Source organism: Saccharothrix sp. ST-888, from assembly GCF_000955975.1.
Classification (GTDB): domain Bacteria; phylum Actinomycetota; class Actinomycetes; order Streptomycetales; family Streptomycetaceae; genus Kitasatospora.
The window spans coordinates 1-14,887 of sequence record NZ_JYJF01000143.1 but is presented as its reverse complement, the minus strand read 5'-3'; the positions used below and the strand labels follow the sequence as shown (position 1 = coordinate 14,887).

Sequence of the window (14,887 nt, the reverse complement as noted above, 5' to 3'; positions counted from 1 at the left end):
ACTGGATCCTGCCCTTGGCGTCCTGGTGCACGACCAGGTCGCCGCCGAGCACCGGCAGGCCGCCGAGGGTGCGCTCGTAGCGCAGGTGGCGGGTGCCGTCGGCGTCGACGACGGCGTCCTTGGCGACCAGCTTCTCCTGGCTGCCGAGGTCCAGGGCCTTGGCGGTGGCCTGGGCCTGGGAGTCGGCGAGAGCGATCAGCTGGGCGGGCTGCTGAGCGGTCACCGCGTCATCGGCGGTGAAGGGCAGCGCCTGCGCCGTCCCGGAGCTGACCTGGATCGCTGCGGCGAGGACTGCCGAGGCGGAGAGGACAGCGCTGAGCTTTCGCTTCAACTAGGGATTCCTTCCATGTCAACCGCCAATGCGCGGTTGTGCCGCGTTCCGGGGCGCCAGGGATTGGTGCCGACTTGGGCGAAACGGGCGTGGGGTGTGTGCCGCTCCGGGCGGCCGGGCGGCAGTGACCGCAGTGGTGGGGCGGCCGGTGCCGTACGGAACAGGCGGCATGACCGGACATGCCGATGGAGTGACAAATATTTAGCAGGAGTTGGCAGAAAAGCGCCATGTCATTACGGTGTGATGGGCCCTGAAAGAGCATCAGATTGCCGGATGAATCGGGCATATCACCGAGCCGGTGTGGCGGCATTTGAACAAATCGAGACCTTGCGGTCGGCGAATTCGAGCGGCCGGGATCCGACTGGGATCTGACTGGGATCTGACCGGGATCCGACCGGGATCATTGGGCGCGGGATCGGCACGGAAATGCACAGGCCCTATGTCCCGGTTCGTGACGGCGGCCGACCCCCGGGTCGGGCGGGCCGTCCATCATCGTGGACATCCGGGACCTGCGTCCGGGCCCGCCGGTACGGTGGTGAGGTGGCCAAGCCCCTAGCTCTCGACTTCGACCCGATCGCCCGCGCCGACGAACTCTGGACCCGTCGGTGGGGAAGTGTCCCCGCCATGGCGGCGATCACCTCGGTGATGCGCGCACACCAGATCCTGCTCTCCCGGGTGGATGCGGTGGTCAAACCGTTCGGGCTGACGTTCGCCCGGTACGAGGCGCTGGTGCTGCTCACGTTCAGCCGGACCGGCGAGCTCTCGCTCTCCAAGATCGGTGAGCGGCTGATGGTCCACCCGACCAGCGTCACCAACACCATCGTCCGGCTGGAGAGCGCCGGCCTGGTCTCCCGCCGCCCCAACCCGCTGGACGGCCGGGGGGTGCTCGCGACGATCACCGAGCGCGGCCGGGCCGTGGTCGAGGAGGCCACCCGGGCGCTGATGGCGATGGACTTCGGGCTGGAGGGCTACGACGAGGACCAGTGCGGGCAGGTGTTCGAGCTGCTCAGGCCGCTGCGGGTGGCAGCCGGGGACTTCGCCCCGCCCACGGAGTAGGGGTGCCGCAAATACCCCCGAAGCGGGCGGTTACTCTCGATGGCATGAAGCAGAGTGTGCTGACCCGCTACCGGACGATGGCCTATGTCACGGGCGTCCTCCTGATCCTGCTGACCCTCGGCGTGATCGCCAAGTACGTGCTCGACATCTCGGGTGCGGCGGGCTTCACCACCGCCGCCGGTATCGCGCACGGCTGGCTGTTCGTCGTCTACGTGGTGCTCGCCTTCGACCTGGGCACCAAGGCGAAGTGGCCGATCGGCAAGCTGGTCTGGGTGCTGCTGGCCGGCACGATCCCGACCGCGGTCTTCTTCGTCGAGCGCAAGGTCTCCCGCGAGGTGGCACCGCTGGTCGCCACCCCGGAGCCGGTCGGCGCCTGACCGTCTCGACCAGGGGCGCCCCCTCCCGTAGCGGAGGGGGCGCCTTTTCGCGTATCCGCTTCCGGGGCGGGTCGGCCATCGACAGATAGTAGGACGTCCGAGTAAATTGGTAGGACGTCCTACTAGCTGTGTCGTCCCCACCCGGTGGCGGCCGTACGGAGTGGAGTGCGGAGTCGATGGACGCCGACGAGATCGAGGCCGGCCGCCGGCGCTGGCAGCAGCGGTACGACAAGGCGCGCAAGCGCGACGCGGACTTCACCACCCTGAGCGGCGACGAGGTGGAGCCGGTCTACGGCCCGCCCGCCGGGCAGCCGTACGAGGGGTTCGAGCGGATCGGCTGGCCCGGGGAGTATCCCTACACCCGCGGCCTGCACCCCACCGGCTACCGCGGCCGGACGTGGACGATAAGGCAGTTCGCCGGGTTCGGTAACGCCCGGCAGACCAACGAGCGCTACCGGATGATCCTGGAGGCCGGCGGCGGTGGCCTGTCGGTCGCCTTCGACATGCCGACCCTGATGGGCTACGACTCCGACGACGGCAAGTCGCTCGGCGAGGTCGGCCACTGCGGTGTCGCCATCGACTCCGCCGCCGACATGGACGTGCTCTTCGACGGCATCCCGCTCGGCGAGGTCACCACCTCGATGACGATCAGCGGCCCGGCCGTCCCGATCTTCTGCATGTACCTGGTCGCCGCCGAGCGCCAGGGCGTCGACCCGGGCGTGCTCAACGGCACCCTGCAGACCGACATCTTCAAGGAGTACATCGCGCAGAAGGAGTGGCTCTTCGCCCCCGAGCCGCACCTGCGCCTGATCGGCGACCTGATGGCGTACTGCGCCGCCAACATCCCTGCCTACAAGCCCCTTTCGGTCTCCGGCTACCACATCCGGGAGGCCGGGGCGACGGCCGCGCAGGAGCTCGCCTACACCCTGGCGGACGGCTTCGGCTACGTGGAGCTGGGCCTCTCCCGGGGCCTGGACGTGGACGTCTTCGCACCCGGACTCTCGTTCTTCTTCGACGCCCACCTGGACTTCTTCGAGGAGATCGCCAAGTTCCGCGCCGCCCGCCGGATCTGGGCCCGCTGGATGCGCGACCGCTACGGCGCCAAGACCGACAAGGCCCAGTGGCTGCGTTTCCACACCCAGACCGCCGGTGTCTCGCTCACCGCCCAGCAGCCGTACAACAACGTGGTGCGCACGGCGGTCGAGGCGCTCTCGGCGGTCCTCGGCGGCACCAACTCGCTGCACACCAACGCGCTGGACGAGACCCTCGCGCTGCCCTCCGAGCAGGCCGCCGAGATCGCGCTGCGGACCCAGCAGGTGCTGATGGAGGAGACCGGCGTCGCCAACGTCGCCGACCCGCTGGGTGGCTCCTGGTACGTCGAGGCGCTCACCGACCGGATCGAGGCCCAGGCCGAGGCGATCTTCCAGCAGATCTTGGACAAGAGCCGTCTCGACAAGGCCACCGCCGACCACCCGATCGGGCCGATGACCTCCGGCATCCTGCGCGGCATCGAGGAGGGCTGGTTCACCGGCGAGATCGCCGAGGCCGCCTTCCAGTACCAGCAGGCGCTGGAGAAGGGCGAGAAGCGCGTGGTCGGCGTCAACTGCCACCCGGGCAGCGTCACCCCCGAGCTGGAGATCCTCCGGGTCAGCCACGAGGTCGAGCGCGAGCAGGTCCGGGTGCTCGGCGCCCGCAAGGCCGCCCGCGACGAGGCCGCGGTCCGGGCCGGAGTGGACGCCATGCTCGACGCCGCCCGCTCGGGCGAGAACATGATCCCGCCGATGCTCACCGCGATCCGCGCGGAGGCCACCCTCGGCGAGATCTGCAACGCCCTCCGCGCCGAGTGGGGCATCTACCGGGAGACCGCGGCCTTCTGACGCTCCAGAGCAAGTCGCACCATCGGGGGCGCGGGGAACTGCGCGACCAACCTTGCACGGAGGTGCAGGGCTTCTCGCGCAGTTCCCCGCGCCCCCGAGACAGTGCAAGTTCGGGTTCGCCGGAGCCGCTACGGCCGTGCATGGTCGGCCGCGCCGTTCCCCGCGCCCCTGAGGAGCTGCCCGACTGCCCCTGAGAGACCAGCTCCCCTGAGCGACCAGCTTCCCTAGAAGGTGAGGCGGAAGAGCGCGCCCCCGCCCGGGGCGGCCTCGGCGGTGAGGTCGGCCCCGTGGGCGCGGGCGATCTGGCGAGCCATCGCCAGCCCCAGGCCGGAGCCGGGCAGGGCGCGTGCGGCGGAGGCGCGGTAGAACCGGTCGAAGACGTACGGGAGGTCCTCCGGTGCGATGCCCGGGCCGTGGTCGCGGACGGTCAGCCCCCGATCGGTCAGCGTCACCTCCACCGGGCCGCCCGGCGGGCTGAACTTCGCCGCGTTGTCGAGCAGGTTGCCCACCAGCCGCACCAGTCGGGCGGGCACCCCGGGCAGTGTTGGGTCACCCTGCGGGGCGTACTCGAAGGCGACGGCGGACCAGTGGCCCCGGGCGGTCTCCACGCAGTGCGCCACCAGCGGGCCGAGCCGGACCAGTTCGACCAGGGCCTGTGGCTCCTCGTCCCGGGCCAGTTCGATCAGGTCGTTCACCAGGCCGGTCACCTCGCGCAGCTGGCGCTGCAGCCCGGCCGTCGCCCGGGCCCGCTGCTCGGGCGTCAACCGGTCCGTCCTGGCAAGCAGTTCAGCGTTGGTGCGGAGCGCCGTGAGCGGGGTGCGCAGCTCGTGCGAGGCGTCCGCGACCAGCCGCCGCTGGGCGGTCACCGACTGCTCCAGCTCGCCCAGCATCGCGTTGAACGCCCCGGCCAGGCGGGTCACTTCATCCGCACCGGCGTCCCGGCCCCCGCGTCGGCCGCGCTCGTCGGGCAGGTCGATCCGTACGGTCGCGTCCCGGGTGGCCGCGATCCGCTCGGCGGTCGCGGTCAGCCGGGCGACCGGTGCCAGGCCGGTCCGGGCGGCGGCGTAGCCGAGGACCCCGGCGAGCAGGACGCCCGCCCCGGCGACCGCGGCCATCAACTCCCCGGCCTGCCGGACGCCTTGCTGGACGGCGTCCGAGCGCAGCGCCACCTGTACGGCGGTGCCGGAGGCGAACCGGGTGGTCAGCATCCGGGCCGGGTGGCCGCTCACCGTGATGGCGCTGTAGTAGCCGCCGCGCTGTCCGGCCGCGACCGCCCGGGTGGCGGGGGTGACCGGGAGCAGGTATGGCGCGGCCGGGTCCTTCGCCGGTTCGGCGGGCACGATCTGGGTGCAGGCGGGTGCCGCCAGGTAGCCGCACTCGGCGTAGAGCACCCGGGGGCCCTGGCCCCGGTTCTGCTGCTGGACCAGGGTGGCGTGCTGGGTCAGCTGGAGGTCGAGCTGGTGCACCAACTCATAGCGCATGATGCTGAATCCGGCCGCGCAGACGCCCAGGGTGACCAGCGCGACCGCCGTCGAGGTGGCCAGCGCCAGCCGGGTGCGCAGCGGCCTGCGGCGGCGCCAGCGGGCATGCCGGGAGTGCGGCTCGTCGGCTGCGTGGGCGCGTTCGGCGGCCGTGCTCACGGCGCGTCCAGCCGGTAGCCGACGCCGTGCACGGTCTGCACCAGCCGGGGCTCACCGGCCGCCTCCAGCTTGCGACGCAGGTAACCGATGTACACCGCGAGCGAGTTGGAGTCCGGGCCGAAGTCCGCGCCCCAGACCCGCTCCATGATCAGCTCACGCGGCAGTACCTGTCCCGGGTTCTGCAGCAGCACCTCCAGGAGCGCGAACTCGGTCCGGGAGAACTCCAGCGCCCGGCCCGCCCGGCTGCCGGTGCGGCTCACCGGATCGACCGTCAGATCACCCAGCACATAGCCCTGGTCGGGCACGGCGGGTGCGGCCCGGCGTAGCAGCGCGCGCAGCCGGGCGGTGAGCTCGTCCAGCGCGAAAGGCTTCACCAGGTAGTCGTCGGCGCCCGCGTCCAGCCCGTCCACCCGGTCGCTGACCGAGTCGCGGGCGGTGAGCACCAGGATCGGCGTACGGTCGCCGAGGGCCCGCAGGCGGCGGCAGACCGCCAGGCCGTCGAGCACCGGCATCATCAGGTCCAGGACCAGTGCGTCCGGCTGCCAGGCCGACAGCTCGGTCAGTCCGGCCAGGCCGTCGCCCGCACCCCGGACCGTGTACCCCGCGACCGCGAGGCCGTCCTCCACGGCGGCCCGCACCTCGGGGTCGTCGTCCACCACCAGGATCTTGGGCGTCCTACTGCTCTCGGGCACGCTGCTCATAGGGATAAGCTTCTCAAATGCGGCTATTAGAACTCTCTTAGGCCGACTCGCGACCGTCGAGGCCATGCGGACAACACACTTGTCGGTGGTCATCGGCGCCGGCGGCACCGGCGGCCACATCTATCCGGGCCTGGCCCTCGCCGAGGCGCTGCGCCGGGCCGACCCGGCGGCCGAGATCTCCTTCGTCGGGACCGAACGCGGCCTGGAGACCAGACTGATCCCGGAGGCCGGCTACCGGCTGCACACCGTGGACATGATCCCCTTCGACGCCTCGCTGGGCCTCAGGCGCTACCTGCTGCCCGCGGCCCTGCTGAAATCCGGCGTCCAGTGCCGGGAGATCCTGCGGAGCCAGGGCGCCCAGGTCGCGGTCGGGATGGGCGGCTACCCGAGCGCGCCGGTGATCGTCGGGGCCCGGATGGCCGGACTGCCCAGCGTGGTGCACGAGTCCAACGCCGTACCCGGCCGGGCCAACCGCTTCGCCGCCCGGCTCACCCCGCACCTCGCGCTCGCCTTCGACCGGACCAGGGAGCACCTGCCGCCCGGCACCGAGGCCGAGACGGTCGGCATGCCGCTGGTCGGCGCGCTCGCCGGACTCGACCGGTCCGCGCTGCGCACCGAGGCCCGGCTCCGGCTCGGTGTGCCGCCCGGCGTCCGGCTGGTGCTGTTCAACGGCGGCAGCCTGGGCGCGGCCCGGCTCACCGAGGCCGCGCTCGGCCTGGCCGCACGCTGGCGCGGCCGTCCGGACGTCCGGTTGCTGATCAAGACCGGCCCCGCCGCGCTGGACGAGGTCCGGGCCAGGCTCGGCTCCTCTCCGGTTGCGCGGGCCGTGCCCTACCTGGACCGGATGGACCTCGCCTACGCCGCCGCCGACCTGGTGGTCTGCCGGGCGGGTTCGGCGACCGTCGCCGAACTGGCCGGCATCGGCCTGCCCGCCGTCCTGGTCCCGTACCCGCACGCGCCGCACGACCACCAGACCCACAACGCCCGGGTGCTCGTCGACGCCGGCGCGGGCGTCCTGCTGCCCGACGGCGAGTGCACCACCGAGCGGCTCGCCGTGATCGTCGAACCGCTGCTGGCGGACCCGGCGCGGCTCGCCGCGATGGGCCGCGCCGCCGACCCCGGCACCCACGCCAGGGCGGCCGACCTGCTCGCCGCCAAGGTGCTCCGCACCATCGGCCGACCCACTTCTCTGATCGGGAGCATCGCATGAACGACTGGAACGGCAAGCGCGTACTCGTCACCGGCGCCGAGGGCTTCATCGGCAGCACGCTGGTCGACCTGCTGGTGCAGCGCGGCGCGCGGGTGCGGGCCCTGGTGCACTACAAGCCGTACGCCGAACGCGGCTACCTCGCGCACCACCTCGCCGGCGGCGAGGTGGAGATGCTCGCCGGGGACGTCCGCGACGCCGGGCGGGTGCTGGACGCGGTGGACGGCTGCGACACGGTCTTCCACCTGGCCGCGCTGATCGGCATCCCCTACAGCTACCAGTCGCCCGAGGCGTACGTGCAGACCAACGTGGTCGGCACCCAGAACGTCGCCGCCGCCTGTCTGCGCCACGGCGCACGGCTGGTGCACACCTCCACCAGCGAGGTGTACGGCACCGCGATCACCGCGCCGATCAGCGAGCAGCACCCGCTGCAGCCGCAGTCGCCGTACTCCGCCTCGAAGATCGGCGCCGACATGGCGGCGCTCTCGTACTGGCACTCCTTCGAGCTGCCGGTCACCGTGGTCCGGCCGTTCAACACCTACGGTCCCCGGCAGTCCGCGCGGGCCGTCATCCCGACCATCCTGGCCCAACTCCACTCCGGCGCACGGGAGATCCGGCTCGGCTCGCTCACTCCGACCCGTGACTTCAGCTACGCCACCGACACCGCCGAGGGTTTCCTGGCCGCCGCCGTCGCCGACCGCGCGCTCGGCGAGGTGCTCAACCTCGGTACCGGCACCGAGATCTCCATCGGCGACCTCGCCCGCTCGCTGATCGCCGCCTCCGGCAAGGACGCCGAGGTCGTCGTCGACCCCGGCCGCCTGCGCCCCACCGGCAGCGAGGTCGAACGCCTGCTCTCCGACAACACCAAGGCCCGCACCCTGACCGGCTGGCAGCCGCAGGTCACGCTGGAGGAGGGCCTCGCCGCCACCTCCCGCTGGATCGCCGACAACCTCGCGGCCTTCGCCCCCGGCCGCTACCAGGTCTGACCCCCGGCCGGTTCCGGGGCGGGGCCAGGGGGTGCCCCGGAACCCGCCCACGACCGCCCCGGAGACTCCCGTGGTGCGGCCCGGGACGCCGGGTGACCGTCAACTCCGCGCCCCCCGGGTACTCCCTGAGCCCACGGACGGCTGCGGGTGTTCAGCCGCCGAGGGGGTTCAGGAGCAGGGTGGTGAAGCGGTGGATCCAGTCGGGGGTGATGGGGTGGCCGCTGACCAGGACGCGGTGTTCGACGGTGCCCGCGATGGTGTCGAAGATGATGTCGACCTCCTCGGCGGCGGCGGCCTCGTCGAGGTCGGGGCCGAGTTCGCCACGGGACTGGGCCTGCGCGCGGCCCTGTTGGACCAGGTACTTCTGCGGTTCGACGATCCGTTCGCGGATGCGGCGGCGCAGCAGGTGGTCGCGGGAGCCCTCGGCGAACAGGGCGAGCAGGGCGGCCTGGGTCTCCGGGCGGGCCAGCAGGGTGGCGAACTGGGCGACCACAGCCTCGATGTCGGCGCGCAGGCTGCCGAGGTCCACCATCTCCAGCTCGTCGAAGAGGCTGGCGACGGCGTCGACCACGAGTTCGTTCTTGGACGGCCAGCGTCGGTAAAGGGTTGTCTTGGCGACGCCGGCCCGGATCGCGACGTCGCCCATGGTCAGCCCGCCCCAGCCGAGTTCGGCCAGGGCCTCCCTGGTGGCGTCGAGGATTGCCCGGTCGGCGGCCACACTGCGGGGACGGCCCTTGCCTCGTGGGGGCGCGGCCTGGTCCGGGGCAGTGGGCTGCTGGGTGGTGGGGGCCACCGAGCCTCCTTGCTTGGACCGGTCAGATGCGCGGTCATGCGATCTACCGGTGAGTAACGTGAGTGGGTCCGGTAACCGTAGCGATATGTCCACTCCGTGGCAGCGGACCGTACGGGAAAGTGGGACAGCTCACGTCCCGAGATCCCGAGGGGGTCTTGCGGCACCGGGTCGGGGTGCAGTTACGCTACGACTCGTAGCGAAAGAGTGGCAACCACGCGCCTCGACCCAGGGATCGGGCGGGCGCGCGGCGCGGGTGGGGATCCGCGCCGACTCTGCGGTACGGCAGCCGTGGGGCTGCGCGGGAGGATGGCTCCCGAAGGGGTGGAGAAGCCGGTTCGGTGCGACCCATTCCGGCGGTTGGTGCACGTCACTCGTGCGGACGGGGGAGGATAGAGCCATGCAGCCACGGAATTCGCCTCTCAACAGCTCCGCCCTGCGTGGTGCGGTCGACCTCGCCGCAGTGAAGGCGGCCGGTGAGGCCGCGCAGAAGGCCGAGCAGACCAGGGCCGAGCGTGCCCGCCAGAACGCCGCCGCCGAGGCGGCCGGGGTCGCCCCGCAGGGCGCGGCGTACCAGCTCGTCATCGATGTCACCGAGGAGACCTTCGAGTCCGAGGTCGTCCAGCGATCGGCCGAAGTGCCGGTGGTCGTCGACTTCTGGGCCGAGTGGTGCGGCCCGTGCAAGCAGCTCAGCCCGATCCTGGAGCGGCTCGCCGAGGAGTACGCCGGCCGGATCGTGCTCGCCAAGATCGACGTGGACGCCAACCAGCTGATCGCCCAGCAGTTCGGCATCCAGGGCATCCCGGCCGTGATGGCCGTGGTCGCCGGTCAGCTCGTCCCGCTCTTCCAGGGCGCCGAGAACGAGGCCAACGTCCGCAAGATCCTGGACCAGCTGATCGCCGTCGCCGAGCAGCGCTTCGGCATCGTCGGCGGGTCGGGTGTCCCCGGCGGCGAGGCCCCCGAGGCCCCGTTCGTTCCGGAGGACCCGGCGCTGGCCGCCGCGCACGACGCCCTCGACCGCGGTGATCTGGGCGGCGCCGTCCAGGCGTACCAGAACGTTCTGGTCGACCAGCCCGGCAACACCGAGGCCAAGCTGGGCCTGGCCCAGGCGCAGCTGCTGCGCCGGGTCGAGGCGCTGGACCCGCAGGCGGTCCGCACGGCGGCCGCTGCCGACCCGAAGAACGTCACCGCCCAGCTGGAGGCGGCCGATCTGGACCTGGTCGGCGGCCACGTCGAGGACGCCTTCGGCCGGCTGGTCGACACCGTCGGCAAGACCTTCGGCGAGGACCGGGACACCGCCAGGCTCCGGCTGCTGGAGCTGTTCGAGGTGATCGGCGCGGACGACCCCCGGGTGACGGCGGCCCGCGGCGCGCTGGCCCGGATGCTGTTCTGACGGGTCGTCAGGTGCCGAGTCGGCATGGTCCGGTGGCACGGCGGGTGACCTGCGGTGTCGCTGGGGATTTGACGACAAAGCAGTCAAAAATTCCGAGCTTTATCAAATCTTGACAATGCGCCCTGGCGGTCACCTCCGGTGACCGCCAGGGGTGTTTCGTCCGTGTTTCCGGCAAATTTCACCGCCGTACACGCGCTCGATTGTCACTCTCCGTGTTGATTTTCCGGAGTCCACGATCGACGGCAGTCGCTGTTGGATTACCCGTCAGTAACGAACCCCTTGTGCTTCGCCCGGGATTCAAGCACGATCAGCCACGCCCGGTCCCCTACGAGGGGATCCCCACCGGGCAGCCGAAGGCCCGGTCCGGAGGCTTGAGGGCAGGGGGGTGTCCGCGGATCCCACGCGCGGTTCCTGTCCTCCTCGCGGTCGCGCATCCCCGCGCGGTCGCTGGTTGTCGCTCGGGGGTGATCGCCGGTGTCGTCGGTCGTACCCGCTGTCGCGAAGACAGCCGGTGCCTGGAACGGGTGTGCCGTCATGACGGCCGAACCCGGGTCCGCCGATGCCCACGGCGCTCTCCGTTACCGAGGACGTAGCTCTCTCCCATCCCAGGCCCCAAACGGTGCGGGAAGCACCGGGCGTGGTCGGAGATGTACGTCCTAGAAGGAGGACACGCATGTCCCAGACTTACGGCAAGACCCGCTGGAAGCGCTTCGCCCTGGTGATGGTCCCGAGCATCGCGGCCACCGCCGCGATCGGTGTCGGACTGGCGAACAACGCGCTCGCCGCGTCGTTCAGCATCTCCGGACAGAAGTTCAAGGTCTACGCGGACGACCTGCAGGGCGACAACTTCGCCCAGTACGGCGATGTCCTCCACCACACCAACGACAAGGACCCGAACCCGAAGGCCCACGAGGCCGTCGCGGTGTCGACCTTCAGTCACGCGACCATCCAGCACCTGTGCCAGTCCGTCACCACCGACATCCCGCTGCTCGGCAAGTGGACCCTGCAGCTGCACGCGGGTGGGGACACCAAGGACAAGTACGTCCAGGCGGACAACCTGGTGATCGGCCTCAACAGCCTTGAGGCGGACGCCCAGTTCGACAACATCAACATCGGCCAGGACGCGTCGACCCTGCCCAGCCCCGCCAAGGGCGGGGCCGGGCTGTTCGGCCAGACCGCCACCCACGCCCACCTCACCAACGTGAAGCAGACCGCCTGGTCGACCTCGGCCAGCAGCTTCACGCTCAACGGCCTGAAGCTGGGCCTGGCCCAGGGCGACGGCGCGGGCGTCGAGTGCTTCTAGGACGCTGACGACCGGCGGTGCTGCGCCGCCGGTCAACGGTTCACTGTGGCAGGGGCGGTGGCGAGGTCGCCGTCCCTGCCGTACCACCTGTTCGTCCCTCGTTACCGCAATCGAGGAGCTCGTATCGTGTCCAGCGCAACTGCCATCGAGTGGCCCGAAGAGGCGAGCGGCTTCGGTCGGCTCCGACTGCGATTCCGGGCCTGGCGCCGCACCCGGCCGTTCTGGGGCGGTCTGCTGGCCGTGATCGCCGGCGTCCCGATCCTGTACTTCCCCTACGCGAACCTGCAGTTGGGTCAGCTGACCGTCACGATGGCCACCACGGCCGGTGCCGGATCGATGCTCATCGGGCTCCTGATGATGACCCTGGGCGTGACCTCCTGGTTCCAGCCGCTGGTGCGGATCTTCTGCGGTGTCGCCGTCACCATCCTGTCCCTGGTCTCCGTCCCGGTCTCCAATCTGGGCGGTTTCGGGGTGGGCCTGATCCTCGGCCTGGTCTCCGGGGGGCTGCTCTGCTCCTGGGCCCCGCTGAAGCAGACGGCTCTCCCGGTGGGCGGGTCGCCCCAGACCGCGGAGAACGGCACCGCCGAGTACGCCGCCGCGCCCGTCGAGCCGGCCCAGGCCGCGCAGCCGACGGTTTCCGCGGAGCAGGCCGATCCCGGGGAGCAGCCGTGACCGACAGGGGCGATGAAGCGGTTGCCCGGGTAGCGGGCCCCAGGCATGCCGCGCCTCGGGTCAGTGCCCGCAGCCGCCTGCGGGGGAAGGCGCTGGCGATGGCGGCCGTACCCACGGCGCTGCTGATGGGGACCATTCCGAGCATTGCCATGGCCGACGTCCAGCAGGACAAGGGGTGTGCCACCGCTCCCGACACGGTGCTCGAAGAGACGCCGGTGCCCAAGAGCGAGATCACCCCGGTCCCGGACCCCACGTCGACGTCCACGAAGAGCGCGCAGCCGACCGAGCGTCCCGGCTCGCAGGCACCGCAGCGGACTGCGCAGTCGACGCCGACCGCCACGCCGCAGCCGACCGCGAGTGCAACGGCCACGACGCACCCCAGACCCCAACTGGCAGCGGCGACCGACTCGCCCGCCCCGAAGCCCGATTCGCCGGCTGCCGCGCCGGCCGCCGGGAACCCCGTCGCGAAGGCCGATCCGAAGGCCGGGTCGGTCCGGCCGGCCGGCCTCCTGGACGACATCCTCGACCCGATCCTGCACCTGGGCGGTCACCGGACGCCGACTCCGACCCCGACCCCGACCCCGACCCCGACCCCGCGGTCCACCCCGACACCGGCCCGGTCGGCCACACCCGGCCCGACCGCCCCGACCGCCACCGAGGCGCCCGGCCCGCGGACCCCCGAGGCCGACCCGCAGGCCCCGTCGCCCGGCCCGACCGGGACGGCCACCCCGACCACCTCGGAGCCCTCCGCAGACCCGTCCCCGAGCGCGAGCGCGTCCGGCGAGCCCAAGTCCACCGCGACCCCCTCGCCGTCCGCCTCGCCGAGCAAGAACCCGAACTGCCAGGTGGACGCCCGGGGACTGGCCGCCGCCAAGGCCGAGCCCAACCGGGTCGTCCCGGAGCAGAACTGGACGCTGCACTCGTCCACCCTCGGCCTGTACGGCGCGAAGTTCTACGGCGTGGTGGACGTCCGTACGGCGACCACCACCAAGCGGGTGCTGAAGTTCATGGTGGATCGGGTCGACATCGGCGATCTCGACATGTCGACACTGGAGGGCGACGGTGTGACCTTCCATGTGAAGGGCGCCCCCGGCTCGACCTCCACCCTGCGTGACGGCGAAGTGACCATGTACGTGGAGCGGCTCTCCGGCCACCTCAGCAAGATCCTCGGCCTGCCGATCCCGATCGACCTCGGTGAGATCACGCTGACCCCGGACACCCTGCCGCAGTGGCTGTACGACCTGATCGGCAGCATCCCGATCCCGCTCGACCTGGAGCTGAAGCAGGTCACGGCGGTCCAGGCGGGCCAGTTCGGCGGCACGCTGCGCATCCCGGGCATGCAGATGTACAACGACGACCTCCCCTACGGGCAGTAGTCGGCCGAGAAACGCCTGTGGGGCGCGTCCCCCGTCACGGACGGGAGGCGCGCCCCACAGTGCTACCGGGGACTACAGCCCGGCGCGGGCGCCCAGGTGGTGCACCTGGACCATGTTCGTGTTGCCGGGGATGCCGGGCGGCGAACCGGCGGTGACGATGACCGTGTCGCCCTCGTTGAGCCGCTTCATGCTCAGCAGCTCCTGGTCGACCTGGACCACCATCTCGTCGGTGGTGGCGACCTGCTCGGTCACGTACGCCTCGACGCCCCAGCTCAGCGAGAGCTGGTTGCGGGTGGCGATGTCCGGGGTGAAGGCGATCACCGGGATCGGCGAGCGGTAGCGGGACAGGCGGCGGGCGGTGTCGCCGGACTTGGTGAACGCGACCAGGGACTTGGCGTTCAGGAAGTCGCCGAGCTCGCACGCGGCGCGGGCGATCGAACCGCCCTGGGTGCGCGGCTTGCGGCCCGGGTTCAGCGGCTGGAGGCCCTGCGAGAGTAGCTCCTCCTCGGCCTTCTCGGCGATCCGGCTCATGGTCTTGACCGTCTCGACCGGGTACTTGCCGACGCTGGACTCGGCGGAGAGCATGACCGCGTCCGCGCCGTCCAGGATGGCGTTGGCGACGTCCGAGACCTCGGCGCGGGTCGGCCGGGAGGCGTGGATCATCGACTCCATCATCTGGGTGGCGACGATGACCGGCTTGGCGTTCCGGCGGGCCAGCGTGATCAGCTTCTTCTGGACCAGCGGCACCCGCTCCAGCGGGTACTCGACGGCGAGGTCGCCACGGGCCACCATGATGGCGTCGAAGGCGAGGACGATCTCCTCCATGGCCTCGACGGCCTGCGGCTTCTCGATCTTGGCGATGACCGGGACGCGGATGCCGACCTCGTCCATCACCTTGTGGACGTCCTCGATGTCCGCGGCGTTGCGGACGAAGGAGAGTGCGACCATGTCGACGCCCATGCGGAGCGCGAAGCGCAGGTCGTCCTTGTCCTTCTCGGACAGGGCCGGCACGTTCACGGCCGCGCCGGGGAGGTTGATCCCCTTGTTGTTCGAGAGCACGCCGCCCTCGATGACCACGGTCTTCACCCGCGGGCCGTCGACGCTGACGACCTCCAGGGCGATGACGCCGTCGTTGATCAGAACCGGGTCGCCGGGCTTCACGTCGCCCGGGAGACCCT

General features: G+C 71.3%; 13 protein-coding genes and 1 pseudogene. 9 read left to right on the top strand and 5 right to left on the bottom strand.

Going from position 1 to position 14,887, the window contains the following annotated elements; genetic code table 11:
- Window positions 1-331, bottom strand: a pseudogene (locus UK12_RS29750) (M4 family metallopeptidase); the annotation flags it as partial.
- Between the two features lie 540 nt (window positions 332-871).
- Here UK12_RS29750 and UK12_RS29745 point away from each other — a divergent pair.
- The 3 genes from UK12_RS29745 to UK12_RS29735 all read left to right on the top strand — a co-directional run bounded on the left by UK12_RS29745 (window position 872) and on the right by UK12_RS29735 (window position 3,641).
- Window positions 872-1,387, top strand: a complete 516-nt coding sequence (locus UK12_RS29745; RefSeq protein ID WP_045306300.1) for a MarR family winged helix-turn-helix transcriptional regulator — start codon at window positions 872-874, stop codon at window positions 1,385-1,387.
- A gap of 44 nt (window positions 1,388-1,431) precedes the next feature.
- Complete coding sequence (locus UK12_RS29740; RefSeq protein WP_045306299.1) at window positions 1,432-1,764, top strand: DUF3817 domain-containing protein; 333 nt, start codon at window positions 1,432-1,434, stop codon at window positions 1,762-1,764.
- A gap of 176 nt (window positions 1,765-1,940) precedes the next feature.
- On the top strand, window positions 1,941-3,641 hold the full coding sequence (locus UK12_RS29735; protein ID WP_045306298.1) for an acyl-CoA mutase large subunit family protein: 1,701 nt from the start codon (window positions 1,941-1,943) through the stop codon (window positions 3,639-3,641).
- Between the two features lie 224 nt (window positions 3,642-3,865).
- Here UK12_RS29735 and UK12_RS29730 read toward each other — a convergent pair whose 3' ends face one another.
- Window positions 3,866-5,281, bottom strand: coding sequence for a sensor histidine kinase (locus UK12_RS29730; RefSeq protein WP_231591441.1), 1,416 nt, complete (start codon window positions 5,279-5,281; stop codon window positions 3,866-3,868).
- Window positions 5,278-5,982, bottom strand: coding sequence for a response regulator transcription factor (locus UK12_RS29725; RefSeq protein WP_045306297.1), 705 nt, complete (start codon window positions 5,980-5,982; stop codon window positions 5,278-5,280). The genes UK12_RS29730 and UK12_RS29725 overlap by 4 nt, the downstream gene beginning before the upstream one ends.
- A 64-nt stretch (window positions 5,983-6,046) precedes the next feature.
- Between UK12_RS29725 and UK12_RS29720 the strand changes: the two genes are divergently transcribed.
- Both UK12_RS29720 and UK12_RS29715 read left to right on the top strand, forming a co-directional pair.
- Window positions 6,047-7,192: a UDP-N-acetylglucosamine--N-acetylmuramyl-(pentapeptide) pyrophosphoryl-undecaprenol N-acetylglucosamine transferase gene (locus UK12_RS29720; protein WP_045306296.1), complete on the top strand. Its 1,146-nt coding sequence runs from the start codon at window positions 6,047-6,049 to the stop codon at window positions 7,190-7,192.
- Window positions 7,189-8,175, top strand: a complete 987-nt coding sequence (locus tag UK12_RS29715) for an SDR family NAD(P)-dependent oxidoreductase (protein ID WP_045306295.1) — start codon at window positions 7,189-7,191, stop codon at window positions 8,173-8,175. Before UK12_RS29720 ends, UK12_RS29715 begins: the two co-directional genes overlap by 4 nt.
- A 151-nt stretch (window positions 8,176-8,326) precedes the next feature.
- Here UK12_RS29715 and UK12_RS29710 read toward each other — a convergent pair whose 3' ends face one another.
- The gene (locus UK12_RS29710) at window positions 8,327-8,968 is read right to left on the bottom strand and encodes a TetR/AcrR family transcriptional regulator (RefSeq protein ID WP_045306294.1); all 642 of its coding nucleotides are present in this window, start codon (window positions 8,966-8,968) and stop codon (window positions 8,327-8,329) included.
- A 397-nt stretch (window positions 8,969-9,365) separates the two neighbouring features.
- Between UK12_RS29710 and trxA the strand changes: the two genes are divergently transcribed.
- From trxA to UK12_RS40155, 4 genes are all read left to right on the top strand, one after another.
- Complete coding sequence (trxA, locus tag UK12_RS29705; RefSeq protein ID WP_045306293.1) at window positions 9,366-10,358, top strand: thioredoxin; 993 nt, start codon at window positions 9,366-9,368, stop codon at window positions 10,356-10,358.
- Between the two features lie 673 nt (window positions 10,359-11,031).
- Entirely contained in the window at window positions 11,032-11,661 is a 630-nt protein-coding gene (locus tag UK12_RS29700) for a DUF6230 family protein (protein WP_045306292.1), read from the top strand.
- A gap of 126 nt (window positions 11,662-11,787) precedes the next feature.
- Window positions 11,788-12,333, top strand: coding sequence for a DUF6114 domain-containing protein (locus UK12_RS29695; RefSeq protein WP_045306291.1), 546 nt, complete (start codon window positions 11,788-11,790; stop codon window positions 12,331-12,333).
- 98 nt (window positions 12,334-12,431) lie between these two features.
- The gene (locus UK12_RS40155; protein WP_045306290.1) at window positions 12,432-13,709 is read left to right on the top strand and encodes a hypothetical protein; all 1,278 of its coding nucleotides are present in this window, start codon (window positions 12,432-12,434) and stop codon (window positions 13,707-13,709) included.
- 72 nt (window positions 13,710-13,781) lie between these two features.
- Here UK12_RS40155 and pyk read toward each other — a convergent pair.
- Window positions 13,782-14,887 (bottom strand): pyruvate kinase (gene pyk, locus UK12_RS29685; RefSeq protein ID WP_045306289.1); only part of this gene is annotated, 1,106 nt, incomplete at its 5' end.

Bases quoted from the DNA above. Each gene is read 5' to 3' on its own strand.
- UK12_RS29700 (WP_045306292.1), top strand. From the start codon at position 11,032: ATGTCCCAGACTTACGGCAAGACCCGCTGGAAGCGCTTCGCCCTGGTG.
- UK12_RS29715 (WP_045306295.1), top strand. From the start codon at position 7,189: ATGAACGACTGGAACGGCAAGCGCGTACTCGTCACCGGCGCCGAGGGC.
- UK12_RS29740 (WP_045306299.1), top strand. From the start codon at position 1,432: ATGAAGCAGAGTGTGCTGACCCGCTACCGGACGATGGCCTATGTCACG.
- UK12_RS29720 (WP_045306296.1), top strand. From the start codon at position 6,047: ATGCGGACAACACACTTGTCGGTGGTCATCGGCGCCGGCGGCACCGGC.
- UK12_RS29725 (WP_045306297.1), bottom strand. From the start codon at position 5,982: ATGAGCAGCGTGCCCGAGAGCAGTAGGACGCCCAAGATCCTGGTGGTG.
- UK12_RS40155 (WP_045306290.1), top strand. From the start codon at position 12,432: ATGGCGGCCGTACCCACGGCGCTGCTGATGGGGACCATTCCGAGCATT.
- UK12_RS29735 (WP_045306298.1), top strand. From the start codon at position 1,941: ATGGACGCCGACGAGATCGAGGCCGGCCGCCGGCGCTGGCAGCAGCGG.
- trxA (WP_045306293.1), top strand. From the start codon at position 9,366: ATGCAGCCACGGAATTCGCCTCTCAACAGCTCCGCCCTGCGTGGTGCG.